The organism is Pseudomonas sp. 1 R 17 (assembly GCF_900067035.1).
GTDB classification, from domain to species: Bacteria; Pseudomonadota; Gammaproteobacteria; order Pseudomonadales; family Pseudomonadaceae; genus Aquipseudomonas; species Aquipseudomonas marginalis.
This window is the reverse complement of record NZ_FKLB01000044.1, coordinates 81,366-95,367: the sequence shown is the minus strand read 5'-3', so window position 1 is coordinate 95,367 and position 14,002 is coordinate 81,366. Positions and strand designations below refer to the sequence as shown.

General features: G+C 57.7%; 12 protein-coding genes. 2 read left to right on the top strand and 10 right to left on the bottom strand.

The genetic code is table 11. The annotated features are described in order from the left end of the window. Positions 1–26: 26 nt before the first annotated feature. The 7 genes from greA to grpE form a co-directional block, all read right to left on the bottom strand. Complete coding sequence (gene greA / locus BFP99_RS16050; RefSeq protein ID WP_053137809.1) at positions 27–503, bottom strand: transcription elongation factor GreA; 477 nt, start codon at positions 501–503, stop codon at positions 27–29. After that, positions 500–3,721 (bottom strand): carbamoyl-phosphate synthase large subunit, encoded by a 3,222-nt coding sequence (gene carB, locus BFP99_RS16045; RefSeq protein ID WP_027605362.1) that lies wholly within the window; start codon positions 3,719–3,721, stop codon positions 500–502. The genes greA and carB overlap by 4 nt, the downstream gene beginning before the upstream one ends. Positions 3,722–3,825: 104 nt before the next feature. Further along, entirely contained in the window at positions 3,826–4,962 is a 1,137-nt protein-coding gene (carA, locus tag BFP99_RS16040) for a glutamine-hydrolyzing carbamoyl-phosphate synthase small subunit (RefSeq protein ID WP_027605361.1), read from the bottom strand. 259 nt (positions 4,963–5,221) lie between these two features. Then, the gene (gene dapB / locus BFP99_RS16035) at positions 5,222–6,028 is read right to left on the bottom strand and encodes a 4-hydroxy-tetrahydrodipicolinate reductase (protein WP_027605360.1); all 807 of its coding nucleotides are present in this window, start codon (positions 6,026–6,028) and stop codon (positions 5,222–5,224) included. Positions 6,029–6,038: 10 nt separating this feature from the next. Further along, a complete protein-coding gene (dnaJ, locus tag BFP99_RS16030) occupies positions 6,039–7,163 on the bottom strand; it encodes a molecular chaperone DnaJ (protein WP_065925314.1) in 1,125 nt (374 codons plus the stop codon). Positions 7,164–7,481: 318 nt separating this feature from the next. Continuing rightward, the gene (dnaK, locus tag BFP99_RS16025) at positions 7,482–9,395 is read right to left on the bottom strand and encodes a molecular chaperone DnaK (RefSeq protein ID WP_065947688.1); all 1,914 of its coding nucleotides are present in this window, start codon (positions 9,393–9,395) and stop codon (positions 7,482–7,484) included. 102 nt (positions 9,396–9,497) lie between these two features. Further along, positions 9,498–10,058, bottom strand: a complete 561-nt coding sequence (gene grpE, locus BFP99_RS16020) for a nucleotide exchange factor GrpE (protein WP_027605357.1) — start codon at positions 10,056–10,058, stop codon at positions 9,498–9,500. A gap of 254 nt (positions 10,059–10,312) precedes the next feature. Between grpE and recN the strand changes: the two genes are divergently transcribed. Continuing rightward, positions 10,313–11,986 (top strand): DNA repair protein RecN, encoded by a 1,674-nt coding sequence (recN, locus tag BFP99_RS16015; protein WP_065947687.1) that lies wholly within the window; start codon positions 10,313–10,315, stop codon positions 11,984–11,986. An 85-nt stretch (positions 11,987–12,071) separates the two neighbouring features. On the opposite strand, the gene fur is transcribed toward recN, so the two are convergent. Further along, complete coding sequence (gene fur, locus BFP99_RS16010; RefSeq protein WP_010562662.1) at positions 12,072–12,476, bottom strand: ferric iron uptake transcriptional regulator; 405 nt, start codon at positions 12,474–12,476, stop codon at positions 12,072–12,074. Between the two features lie 98 nt (positions 12,477–12,574). Here fur and BFP99_RS16005 point away from each other — a divergent pair, with 98 nt between their 5' ends. Further along, complete coding sequence (locus tag BFP99_RS16005; RefSeq protein ID WP_027605355.1) at positions 12,575–13,102, top strand: outer membrane protein assembly factor BamE; 528 nt, start codon at positions 12,575–12,577, stop codon at positions 13,100–13,102. Between the two features lie 62 nt (positions 13,103–13,164). On the opposite strand, the gene BFP99_RS16000 is transcribed toward BFP99_RS16005, so the two are convergent. Next, the gene (locus tag BFP99_RS16000; protein WP_065925317.1) at positions 13,165–13,467 is read right to left on the bottom strand and encodes an RnfH family protein; all 303 of its coding nucleotides are present in this window, start codon (positions 13,465–13,467) and stop codon (positions 13,165–13,167) included. Beyond that, the gene (locus BFP99_RS15995; RefSeq protein ID WP_027605353.1) at positions 13,460–13,894 is read right to left on the bottom strand and encodes a type II toxin-antitoxin system RatA family toxin; all 435 of its coding nucleotides are present in this window, start codon (positions 13,892–13,894) and stop codon (positions 13,460–13,462) included. The genes BFP99_RS16000 and BFP99_RS15995 overlap by 8 nt, the downstream gene beginning before the upstream one ends. Between the last annotated feature and the right edge of the window lie 108 nt (positions 13,895–14,002).

Below are 14,002 nucleotides of genomic sequence, written 5' to 3'. Positions count from 1 at the left end.
CGCCCGCACGAAGCGGGCGCCGCCTTTCAGATGTGACGAACTTCAACAATCTCGTACTCGATCACACCGCCTGGCGTTTTGACAGACACCACATCCCCCTCTTCCTTGGCGATCAAGGCACGGGCCAGTGGTGAGCCGACGGAGATCTTGCCGAGCTTGAAGTCAGCCTCGTCCTCTCCCACGATGTGGTAGACCACGCTCTCGTCAGTCTCGACGTTGGCGATCTCCACGGTGGTACCGAAAATCACCTTGCCCGTGTGCGGAATAGTCGTGACGTCGATGATCACCGCATTCTGCATACGGCCTTCGATGTCACGGATCCGCGCCTCGACCATACCCTGCTGCTCACGAGCAGCGTGGTATTCGGCGTTTTCCTTCAAGTCACCCAGCTCGCGGGCCGTACCGATGTCCTGGCTCAGCTTTGGACGTACGACCTTGGTCAGATGGGCGTGCTCCTCTTCCAGGGCCTTGGCGCCCTGGACGGTCATTGGGTATTTGATCATGCCTTCAATCCTGCGTGTAGATCCTGCAAGCGACGCACGGTCTTTTCCGGACCGAACTTGAGCGCTTCGCAGATAGCTTCGCCAGCAGCAATAGTGGTGGTGCAGTAGATCTTGTGCTGCAAGGCATTACGGCGAATGGAGTAGGAATCCGCGATCGACTGGCGACCTTCGGTGGTATTGATGATCAGCGTGACTTCATCATTCTTGATCATGTCGACCACATGCGGACGGCCTTCCGTCACCTTGTTCACGCGGCGCACTTTCAAGCCGGCCGCTTCGATCAGCTTGGCGGTCCCGGCAGTTGCCACGATTTCAAAACCCAAGTTGATCAGATCACGGGCCACGCCTGCAACCAGCGGCTTGTCATCATCACGCACACTGATAAACGCAGTACCGCCGGTCGGCAGCACTTCGCTGGCGCCCATCTGGGCCTTGGCGAACGCTTCACCGAAGGTGTCGCCCACGCCCATCACTTCACCGGTGGACTTCATCTCCGGGCCCAGGATCGGATCCACACCAGGGAATTTGGCAAATGGGAACACTGCCTCTTTCACACTGTAGAAGTTCGGAATGATTTCCTTGGTGAAGCCAATTTCCTTCAGGGTCTTACCAGCCATCACACGCGCAGCGATCATGGCCAGGGACACGCCGATGCACTTGGAAACGAACGGCACGGTACGCGAAGCACGCGGGTTGACTTCAATGACATAGATGTCTTCGCCCTGCAGCGCCAACTGTACGTTCATCAGGCCGACAACACCCAACTCCAAGGCCATTTTCTTGACCTGCTCGCGCATCTCATCCTGGATATGTGCAGGCAACGAGTACGGCGGCAGCGAGCACGCGGAGTCACCGGAGTGAACGCCCGCCTGCTCGATGTGCTGCATGATCGCGCCGATGACCACGTCGGTACCGTCGCAAACTGCATCCACGTCCATTTCGATGGCGCAGTTGAGGAAGTGGTCCAGAAGCACCGGGCTGTCGTTGGACACTTTTACCGCATCACGCAGGTAACGCTTGAGCTCTTCTTCTTCGTAGACGATTTCCATGGCTCGGCCGCCCAGTACGTAGGACGGACGCACCACCAGCGGGTAGCCGATCTTGCTGGCTGCACGGATGGCCTCGTCTTCGCTGCGCACGGTAGCGTTTGGCGGCTGGCGCAGGTTCAGGCGCTCAACCATTTGCTGGAAGCGCTCACGGTCTTCGGCACGGTCGATGGCGTCTGGGCTGGTGCCGATGATTGGCACGCCGGCAGCCTCAAGGGCACGCGCCAGTTTCAGCGGGGTTTGGCCGCCGTACTGGACGATCACACCTTTTGGTTTCTCGACACGACAGATTTCCAACACGTCTTCCAACGTTACCGGCTCGAAGTACAGACGGTCTGAAGTGTCGTAGTCAGTGGAAACAGTTTCCGGGTTGCAGTTGACCATGATGGTCTCGTACCCGTCTTCGCGCAGCGCGAGGGCGGCGTGTACGCAGCAATAGTCGAATTCGATACCCTGGCCGATACGGTTCGGACCACCGCCCAGGATGATAATCTTGTCGCGGCCCGACGGCGCGGCCTCGCACTCTTCCTCGTAGGTGGAGTACAGGTACGCAGTGTCGGTGGCGAACTCGGCGGCACAGGTATCAACGCGCTTGTAGACCGGGAAGATCTCCAGCTTGTGGCGATGCGTGCGCAGGTTTTTCTCGGTCACACCCAGCAGCTTGGCCAGGCGCTGGTCGGAGAAGCCTTTGCGCTTGAGGCGGAACATCATGTCGCGGTCGATGCTGGCCAGACCCAAGGTCTTGACCTTCTCCTCTTCCTTGATCAGATCTTCGATCTGCACCAGGAACCACGGATCGATCATGTTCATGCCAAAGATGTCTTCGACAGTCATGCCGGCGCGGAAGGCATCAGCCACATACCAGATACGCTCGGCGCCCGGTACGGTCAGCTCACGCTTGAGGATGCTCATGCTTTCCGGATTGCTCAGGTCGAGCTTCTCGTCCAGGCCGCAAACGCCCACTTCCAGGCCACGCAGGGCTTTCTGCAAGGACTCCTGGAAGGTCCGGCCGATAGCCATGACCTCACCCACCGACTTCATCTGGGTGGTCAGGCGCGCGTCGGCCTTGGCGAACTTCTCGAAGGCAAAGCGTGGCAGCTTGGTCACGACATAGTCGATGGACGGCTCGAAGGACGCCGGCGTAGCGCCGCCCGTGATTTCGTTTTGCAGTTCGTCCAGGGTGTAACCGATAGCCAGCTTGGCGGCGATACGCGCAATCGGGAAACCGGTCGCTTTCGATGCCAGCGCCGAAGAACGCGATACACGCGGGTTCATCTCGATCACGACCATGCGGCCGGTGTCCGGGCAGATGCCGAACTGAACGTTGGAACCACCGGTTTCAACGCCGATCTCACGCAATACCGCCAAAGAGGCGTTACGCATGATCTGGTATTCCTTGTCCGTCAGGGTCTGCGCCGGAGCAACGGTGATCGAGTCACCGGTGTGCACACCCATCGGGTCGAAGTTTTCGATGGAGCAGACGATGATGCAATTGTCCTTTTTGTCGCGGACAACCTCCATCTCATACTCTTTCCAGCCAATCAGGGATTCGTCGATCAGCAGCTCTTTGGTCGGAGACAGGTCCAGGCCACGGGCGCAGATTTCTTCGAACTCTTCACGGTTGTAGGCAATACCACCACCGGTGCCGCCCATGGTGAAGGACGGACGGATAATGCACGGGAAGCCCAGCTTTTCGAGAACTGCGTTGGCCTCCTCCATGCTGTGGGCGATACCGGAGCGCGGACAGTCAAGGCCGATGGACTTCATGGCCTTGTCGAAGCGCGAACGGTCTTCAGCCTTGTCGATGGTGTCGGCGTTGGCGCCGATCATCTCTACGCCGAATTTTTCCAGGACGCCTTCGCGCTCCAGGTCCAGGGCGCAGTTCAATGCAGTCTGGCCGCCCATGGTCGGCAGCAGTGCGTCCGGACGCTCTTTCTCGATGATCTTGGCAACCGTCTGCCACTTGATCGGCTCGATGTAGGTAGCGTCGGCCATGTCCGGATCGGTCATGATGGTGGCCGGGTTGGAGTTCACCAGGATGACGCGGTAACCCTCTTCGCGCAGGGCTTTACAGGCCTGGGCGCCGGAGTAGTCGAATTCGCAGGCCTGGCCGATAACGATCGGGCCAGCGCCGAGAATCAGGATGCTTTTTATGTCTGTACGTTTTGGCATGGGTTTGTCACTCAAATCCGCAGGTCAGTCGGCAAGCCGTCTTGAACAATCTTCGAAGAGCCTGCAGGGGCCACCAAGGTAGGGGCCGCCCGCAGGCCGCTCAGTCAGCGTCGCTTGGCCATCTCATTGATGAAACGGTCGAACAGCGGTGCTACGTCGTTCGGGCCCGGGCTTGCTTCAGGGTGGCCCTGGAAGCTGAACGCGCTCTTGTCAGTACGCTCGATACCCTGCAGGGAACCGTCGAACAACGACTTGTGAATCGCGCGGACATTGCTCGGCAAGGTCGCTTCATCCACCGCAAAACCGTGGTTCTGGCTGGTGATCATCACAACGCCGGTGTCCAGGTCCTGCACAGGGTGGTTGGCGCCGTGATGACCATGACCCATTTTCAGGGTCTTGGCACCGGAGGCCAGCGCCAGCAGCTGGTGACCGAGGCAGATGCCAAATACCGGAATCTCGGTTTCCAGCACTTCCTTGATGGCCTGGATGGCGTAGTCACAAGGCTCCGGATCACCCGGGCCGTTGGACAGGAACACGCCGTCAGGTTGCAGGGCCAGCACGTCGCTGGCAGGCGTTTGCGCCGGCACCACGGTCACGCGGCACCCACGCTCGACCAGCATACGCAGGATGTTGTACTTGACGCCGTAGTCGTATGCGACCACGTGATACGGCAGGTCAGCCGCTTCGATAGTCTCGTGGCTGTCGGTCTTCAAGTCCCAGACAGTGGAGCGCCACTCGTACTGCTCCTTGGTGCTGACGACTTTCGCCAGGTCCATGCCTTTCAGGCCTGGGAAGCCTTGCGCTGCAGCAATCGCCGCGGCTTCGGAAATATTGTCACCGACCATGATGCAGCCATTCTGCGAGCCCTTTTCACGCAGGATGCGCGTCAGGCGGCGCGTATCGATACCGGCGATCGCCACAACGTTGTTGGCTTTCAGGTAATCGGACAGCGACATCGTGTTACGCCAGTTGCTCGCAACCAGTGGCAGATCACGAATGACCAGACCCGCCGACCAGACACGATCAGACTCAACGTCTTCCGGCGTAGTACCGGTGTTGCCGATGTGCGGATAGGTCAGGGTAACGATCTGTTGGGCGTAGGAAGGATCGGTAAGGATTTCCTGATAGCCGGTCATGGCGGTGTTAAACACCACCTCTCCAACGGTTTGACCGTCGGCTCCAATGGCTTCGCCGCGAAAAATGCTGCCATCAGCAAGGGCGAGTATGGCTGGCTTAGTCAAGAAGACCTCCCGTAAATAAAGCCTGAAAGGGCGATCGCAGGTTGTAAAAAAGCGGAGTGACGTATGGACACGTCACCCCGCTTCTTCACTGAATTATTCTGCGCGCTTTTAGTGGACACACTAAAGCTGTAGCTTACAGAAAAAGGCTTTTTTGGTCCACCGCTAATGAGCCTTAAAGGCAGGAGAATGCGACGGGACGTCGCTTAGCGGGTAAAAACGGGGCCTTAGGATAACCCCGAGGCCCGGTTTTAGCTACTGCTTAGTGCAGATCCAACACATCGCGCATATCGTACAGACCAGCCTCGCGACCTTCCAACCAGAGCGCAGCACGCACCGCGCCCTTGGCGAATGTCATGCGGCTCGAAGCCTTGTGGGTAATTTCCAGGCGCTCACCCTCGGTAGCAAACAATACCGTGTGGTCGCCCACCACATCACCGCCACGGACGGTCGCAAAACCAATGGTGTCACGCGCACGCGCACCGGTATGCCCTTCGCGACCGTAAACCGCCACCTTGGACAGATCACGCCCCAGCGCATCAGCAATAGCCTCACCCATGCGCAGCGCGGTACCCGACGGCGCATCGATCTTGTGACGGTGATGCGTCTCGATAATCTCGATATCCGCCTCATCCCCCAACACCCGCGCCGCCATGTCCAGCAACTTGAGCGACAGGTTCACGCCGACACTGAAGTTGGCAGCGAAGACGACGGGAATATCCTTGCCCGCCTCCTCCAACAACTGCTTCTGCTGCGCAGTCAAACCCGTGGTACCAATCACCATCGCCTTGCCCGCCTTGCGGCAGAACGCGAGGTTTTTCAGCATCACCTCCGGCAGGGTGAAGTCGATCAGCACATCGAATTCGTCAGCCACCTGCTCCAGGCTGCCTGACAATGAGACACCGATACGCCCCAGCGAAGCCAACTCACCCGCATCCGCACCGATCAACGTGCTACCGGGACGAACAATCGCCGCGGTCAGCCCAGAGGCCGGGGAGCGCTGCTGCACCGCCTCGACCAGCGTCTTGCCCATGCGCCCGGCAGCGCCCATTACGGCTATACGTCGCATACTCACTTCCTTACAGGTCGCCGAAGAAGCGCTTCACGCCTTCGAAAAAGCCAGTGGTTTTCGGCGAATGCGTGTCATCGCCCTCCAGCGAACTGCGGAATTCCTCAAGCAATTCACGCTGACGGCGCCCCAGATTGACCGGAGTCTCCACGGCCACACGACACATCAAGTCGCCAGCACCACCACCGCGCACCGGCGCTACGCCCTTGCCACGAATACGGAACTGCTTGCCGGTCTGCGTACCTTCAGGGATCTTGAGCTTGACCCGACCGTCCAGGGTCGGAATCTCCAATTCGCCCCCAAGGGCTGCATCGACAAAACTGATCGGCACTTCACAGAACAGGTGCTTGCCGTCGCGTTGGAAGATCGAGTGCTCGCGCACATTGATCACCACGTACAGGTCGCCCGTCGGACCGCCCTGGGTACCGGCCTCACCCTCACCCGACAGACGAATACGGTCTCCGGTATCCACACCCGCCGGCACTTTTACCGCCAGGGTCTTGTACTCTTCGACGCGACCTTCGCCGTGACAGGAATCGCACGGATCGGAAATGATCTTGCCCTGCCCATGGCAACGCGGACAGGTCTGCTGCACCGAGAAGAAACCCTGCTGCATACGCACCTGGCCGATACCGCCGCACGTCGGGCAAGTAATCGGCGCGGAGCCTTTCTTGGCACCCGAACCATCACACGGCTTGCAGTTAACCAGCGTCGGCACGCGGATATTAACGCTGGTGCCACGCACGGCTTCTTCCAGATTCAACTCCAGGGTGTAGCGCAAGTCGCTGCCACGCTGGGCACCGCCACGCTGACCACCACGGCCACCGCCGAAGAAGTCACTGAATACATCGCCGAAAATATCGGAGAAGTTCTGACCGCCAAAACCGGCACCGCCACCACCCATGCTCGGATCGACACCGGCATGTCCATACTGGTCGTAGGCCGCACGCTTGTTGGGATCAGACAAACATTCGTAGGCCTCGTTGGCCTCTTTGAACATATCTTCGGATTCTTTGCTATCCGGATTACGGTCCGGGTGGTGCTTCATTGCCAGGCGACGGTAAGCCTTTTTCAGGTCCGCCTCGCTGGAGCCGCGCTCCACACCCAATACTTCGTAATAGTCACGCTTTGCCATAAGTCTTTGCACTCTTAAGGACGTTCAGCCAGACCCTCCTGAGCCTGGCTAAACTCGTTGAGCCCCAATACAGGCCCGGACCCAACTCACGTCAATTCAACGATCCTGGTCATTACTACTTTTTAGCCAGGGACCCGGCCAAAAACGCGGTATTTATTGCTCGGAAAGCAGGAGCATCCCCGATCACACCGCCAACATCCGAACGCTGTCGCATGCTGTAAAAATTCACATACCCCAGACACGCCAACGCGGGAGCAAGCTCCCGCGCGGCGACATCCTACCAGTCACCGCTTGATAGCGGTCAACCGGGCGACCAACTTACTTCTTGTCTGTAACTTCTTCGAACTCGGCATCGACAACATCGTCTTTAGCTTCAGGCTCTGCCTTTTGAGCAGCACCGTCAGCTGGCTGAGCCTGTTCGGCGTACATTTTTTGAGCCACTGGCGCGGAGACTTTCGACAATTCTTCAACCTTGGCTTCAATGGCAGCCTTGTCGTCGCCTTTGACAGCGGCTTCCAGGGCAACTACAGCAGCTTCGATCGCAGCCTTCTCTTCAGTGGTCACTTTCTCGCCAGCATCAGCGATCATTTTGCGTGTCGAGTGAACCAGTGCGTCGCCCTGGTTGCGGGCACCTGCCAGCTCTTCGAACTTCTTGTCAGCTTCAGCATTGGTTTCAGCATCACGGATCATCTGTTGAATTTCTTCATCAGAAAGACCGGAGTTGGCCTTGATGGTGATCTTCTGCTCTTTGCCGGTAGCCTTGTCTTTCGCACCTACGTGCAGAATGCCGTTGGCGTCGATATCGAAGGTCACTTCGATTTGTGGCACGCCACGTGGTGCTGGTGGAATCTCAGCCAGGTCGAACTTGCCCAGGGACTTGTTCTGAGCAGCCTGCTTACGCTCACCTTGCAGCACGTGAATGGTCACAGCACCCTGGTTATCATCAGCCGTCGAGAACACCTGGGATTTCTTGGTAGGAATCGTGGTGTTTTTCTCGATCAGCGCAGTCATCACGCCACCCATGGTTTCGATACCCAGGGTCAGCGGGCTTACGTCCAGCAGCAACACGTCTTTCACGTCACCGGCCAATACCGCGCCCTGGATGGCAGCACCCATGGCGACCGCTTCGTCCGGGTTCACATCTTTACGTGCTTCTTTGCCGAAGAACTCGGTAACCAACTTCTGAACCAGTGGCATACGGGTCTGACCGCCTACCAGGATCACGTCGTTGATCGCACCAACATCAATACCGGAGTCTTTCAGCGCAATGCGGCATGGCTCGATGGTGCGTTGAACCAGGTCTTCGACCAGCGCTTCCAACTTGGCGCGAGAGATCTTCACGTTCAAGTGCTTAGGACCGGTGGCGTCTGCAGTGATGTACGGCAGGTTAACGTCGGTCGACTGAGCGGAAGACAGCTCGATCTTGGCTTTCTCAGCAGCTTCTTTCAGGCGCTGCATCGCCAGAGGGTCACCCTTGAGGTTCATGCCGCTTTCTTTCTTGAATTCGTCAACGAGGTAGTCGATCAGACGAATGTCAAAGTCCTCACCACCCAGGAAGGTGTCGCCGTTGGTGGCCAACACTTCGAACTGGTGCTCGCCGTCTACTTCAGCGATCTCGATCACGGAAACGTCGAACGTACCGCCACCCAGGTCATAAACGATCACGGTATGATCGCCCTTGGCCTTGTCCATACCGTAAGCCAGAGCAGCTGCGGTCGGTTCGTTGATGATACGTTTTACATCCAGGCCCGCGATGCGGCCGGCGTCTTTGGTCGCCTGGCGCTGGCTGTCGTTGAAATAGGCTGGAACGGTGATCACCGCCTCAGTCACTGTCTCACCCAGGTAATCTTCGGCAGTCTTCTTCATCTTCTTCAAGATTTCAGCCGAGATTTGCGGTGGCGACATTTTCTGGCCATTTACTTCAACCCAGGCGTCACCGTTGTCAGCCTTGGCGATCTTGTAAGGGACCATTTTGATGTCTTTCTGTACGACTTCTTCGTCGAACTTACGACCGATCAGGCGCTTCACCGCGTACAGGGTGTTATGCGGGTTGGTCACAGCCTGGCGCTTGGCCGACTGGCCAACCAGGATTTCACCATCGTTGGCGTAAGCGATGATCGACGGCGTGGTACGCGCGCCTTCGGCGTTTTCGATTACTTTTGCAACGCCGTTTTCCAACACGGAGACGCAGGAGTTGGTGGTCCCCAGGTCAATACCGATAATTTTGCCCATGATTTACTCTCCCGAAACTTGAATTTGGTTGCCGCAGCAGTGGTGGCTAACTGCGGTAGCACTTAAACGCTTGACTTATAAATGGGGGCCTTGCGGCGGATTTCAAGCCTGCTCATCAATAGAAGGTGCAACGGGTGCAGGAGCCTTGCTCACTACCACCATTGCAGGGCGCAACAGGCGACCGTTGAGCTGATAGCCCTTCTGGAACACTTTCAACACACTGTTGGGTTCGAGGTCGTGGCTTTCTTGCATGGCCATGGCCTGGTGAAGCTCAGCGCTGAACGGTTCGCCGCCTTGCGGATCAATGGCTTCCAGCTGATAACGCTTCAGGGTGTCCTGAAACATTTTCAGGGTCAGTTCGATCCCTTCGCGCATCGGGCGGATGTTTTCGTCATCCGGGTTGGACAACTCTAGGCCACGCTCCAGGCTGTCAATAATTGGCAGCAGGTCGCCCGCGAACTTCTCCAGCCCGAACTTGTGAGCTTTTTCTACGTCCTGCTCGGCACGGCGGCGGACGTTCTGCAGATCGGCGGCAACACGCAAAGACTGATCCTGCGCAGCGGCCAACTGCTCTTCGAGCACTTGCACACGAGTTGCCAGTTCATCACCGACAGCCGAATTGGCGTCCGGAGTTTGCGTATCCTGCGTCTGTTCGTCAGCCATAGATTTCTCCTTTCAAAATCATGCGCGAACTCAACTCGCGCTTCTGTTCCGGTATATGGGGCCACAATTTCCAGGTTCAAGGGTGCAGGCTCTACCAAAAGTCTTTCGCCTGCCCCAGATCAACTTCGACCCGATCATTCTCCTTTGCACTAAAAAACCCGGGCGACCGAGCAAATTGAGCTAAGCATCAGGATTGTCAGCCCAGAACAAAACACTGTATAAATAACCAGACCTAAAGCCTGGGAGCGGCCGTCATGCTCGTGCACCTGTCTGTACACAACTACGCCATCGTTGAACATCTGGATCTCGAACTGGATCGCGGGATGAGCGTAATCACAGGCGAAACCGGCGCCGGCAAGTCAATCATGCTCGACGCCCTGGGCCTGACCCTGGGCGACCGCGCCGACAGTGGCGTGGTGCGCCCCGGCGCGGATAAGGCCGACATTCTGGCCACCTTCGACCTCGCGGACATCCCCGAAGCCGAAGCCTGGCTGGTCGAGCGCGACCTTAATAACGACGGTCCGTGCATCCTGCGCCGAGTCATCACCGCCGAGGGCCGCTCGCGCGGCTATATCAATGGAACCCCCTGCCCCCTTGGCGACCTGAAGGCCCTGGGTGAACTGCTGATTGACATCCATAGCCAGCATGAACACCAATCCCTGCTCAAAACCGACACCCACCGCCGCCTGCTTGACGAGTACGCTGGCGCCACCGACCTTGCCCGACAGGTACAACTGGCCGCCCAGCGCTGGCGCCAGACCCGACAGGAGCTGGAGCGACTGTCCAATTCCGGTGACGAGCAACGCGCTCGCCATCAATTGCTCAGCTATCAGCTTGAAGAGCTGGAAAGCCTGGGTCTTGGCGAAACCGAGCTGGAACAACTGGAACAGGAACACAAGAACCTCACCAACGCCGAAACCCTGCTGTCTATCTGCCGCCAGGTAGTGGAGCAATGCAGCGAGAGCGATTCCGGCAATGTGCTCAATGCACTCACCGCCAGCCTCAACCGACTGTCCAGTGTTAACAGCGCCTCAAGCTCACTGAATGAAGCCACCACCCTGCTGACCAGTGCTCAAATCCAGGTAGAAGAAGCCGTCGGCGAACTCAATCGCTTTCTTGACCATTTCGACGCCGACCCGGCGCGGCTGCAGGAAATAGAAGAGCGCCTGGACACCATCTATACGCTGGCGCGCAAACATCGAATCCAGCCCACCGAAGTGGCAACCATGCAGCAGAAGCTGCTGGATGAAATCGAGACCCTGAACGCGAATGGCGAATCCATTGAGCGACTGGGCCAAGAGCTCGGCTCTTTTGCCCGCCACTATCAGGAGAAGGCCCGCGAGCTGAGCGATCTGCGCCAACAGGCCGCCACCAGCCTGGCTGGCGCCGTCGAGCAGGAAATTCAGCGCCTGGGCATGCCGGGCGGGCGCTTTACCATCGAGTTGCGCACCAACGCCAGCAATGAACTGCAGCCCTACGGCCTGGAGCAGGTAGAACTACTGGTCAGCGCCAACCCCGGGCAACCGCTCAAGGCACTGGCAAAGGTGGCGTCTGGTGGTGAGCTGTCGCGAATCAGCCTGGCGATCCAAGTGATTACCGCGCAAACCTCACGGGTACCGACACTGGTGTTCGATGAAGTAGACGTAGGTATCGGTGGCCCCACGGCGGAAATTGTGGGTCAGTTACTGCGCCGCCTGGGGGATCGCGGCCAGGTGCTGACCGTTACTCACTTGCCACAAGTGGCGGCTCAAGGACATCAGCACTTGTTTGTGCACAAGGTGAGAGACAGCGAAGCGACACACACAGCGGTATCCAAGCTGAACAAGTCGGAGCGCGTGGAAGAAGTGGCGCGGATGCTCGGAGGGATCGACCTGACCAAAGAATCTTTGGCACACGCGAAGAAAATGGTCGTAGCCGCCAAGGCCTGAGCCGAGCTTTTCCTTCTTATAGAAAGCACGAAGGCGACCCCAGGGTCGCCTTCGATCGTTTCGCAGAGCAATTCTGCGTCGCTTTTTACTTTTTCTTACGGATGTACAACACAAGATTGTGGTCGACCAAATCGAAACCATGCTCCTCAGCAATTTCGTGCTGGAGCTTTTCGATTGCCGGGCTGGTGAACTCGATAACCTCATTGGTATCCAGGTCAACCATGTGGTCGTGATGACCACCGTCAGCCAATTCGAACACTGCATGACCGCCGTCGAAATTATGACGAACCACCAGCCCTGCGGCTTCAAACTGGGTCAGTACACGGTAAACCGTGGCCAGGCCGACGTCCTCGTTAGACTCCATCAGCGCCTTGTAAACATCCTCGGCACTCATGTGGCGCTGCTCAGCAGAATCGAGCATTTGTAGAATCTTGACTCGTGGCAGAGTCACTTTAAGACCGGCTTTGCGTAGTTCGCTATTTTCAACCATGGTTAGCTTTCTCGCGGATGCTGCTTCGCAGCTTCTCTTAATACGGGTATGATCGGCGTTTACGTTGTCCCAGCCAAGATAGTGGAAGTCGCCCACCGATGCAAAACACCAAGCTCTTGCTAACCAGTTTCACCTTTGTGGGACTGCTCGCACTCGCCGGTTGTTCATTCCCCGGGGTTTACAAAATCGACATCCAGCAGGGCAATGTCGTCACGCAGGACATGATAGACCAGTTACGCCCGGGAATGACCCGACGGCAAGTACGGTTTATTATGGGCAACCCCCTGCTGACCGACACTTTCCACGCCGATCGCTGGGATTATCTCTATAGCCTGCAGCCTGGTGGCGGTGAACGCCAACAGGAGCGTGTCAGCGTCATTTTCAATGGCAATGACCAGCTTGTCAGCCTGTCGGGTGACTTCATGCCAGGCGTAAGCCGTGATCAAGCGCTGCTCGGCAACGATAACGGCACCAACGTGACTGCACCTGTGCAGGAAAGCGAGAAGCCGAAGTCCGAAGTACCAGCCAAGCCAGGCTCCTTGCTCGACAAGATCCAGAAAGACGTCGACGGGGTCGAAACGGTCCCTGTCCCGACGCCTCAGCCTCTGGACACCAGCCCGCAGTAACATTGCGGCGCATATAAAAAGCCCGGCATGCCGGGCTTTTTGTTGCCTGTCATTCAACCAGCTTATGGATGCTGCCGCTTCGCCAACGCCGCCCTGGCGGCACGCAGCCTGCGCACTTCTTTAGGGTCCACAAGCAAGGGCCGATAGATTTCAATGCGATCGCCCGATTGCACGGGACGCACCTCAGCATCCGTGACGACCTTACCGAATACCCCCAAGGGGCAAGCAGCCAGATCCAGTTCAGGAAACTGCATAGCCATCCCTGACAACTGCACTGCTGCACGCAGACTGGTTCCCGAAGCCACCGTCAGCGCCAGCAGAACCTGGCGATCCTCGGCGGCATAAACCACCTCGATCTCAACCATGCAATTGCTTGGCTCGCTGGCAGAATGCATCCACCAGGGTATTGGCCGCCTGATTGAACAACGGCCCCAATGTCGCCCGCACAATCGGCCCAGCGTAATCAAACGACAAATCCAGGCTGATCTTGCAGGCCTTGTCGGTAAGCGCCTTGAAAACCCATACACCATGTAGCTGGGTAAACGGCCCTTCCTGCAAATTCATTTCAATGGACTTGCCCGGCACCAGCGCATTCCGCGTAACAAAGTGCTGACTGAGCCCGCCTTTCGCCACCCCAACACTGGCAACCATATGTTCATCACTGCTTTCCAGCACCTCGGCAGTTGAGCACCAAGGCAGGAATTCCGGGTAACGCGCCACGTCGTTGACCAGGTCATAGAGCGCCTGCGCCGGATAGGGCAGCAGGGCCGAACGTTGAATATGCGTCGTCATGTGTGCGTGATTTCCACAGCTGAGCGGCAAACATCGCGAAACAACAGTCCGATCCGCGAAAGAAAAAAACCAAAGAACTGCCGGTATTGTCCGGGATTCGACCAACAC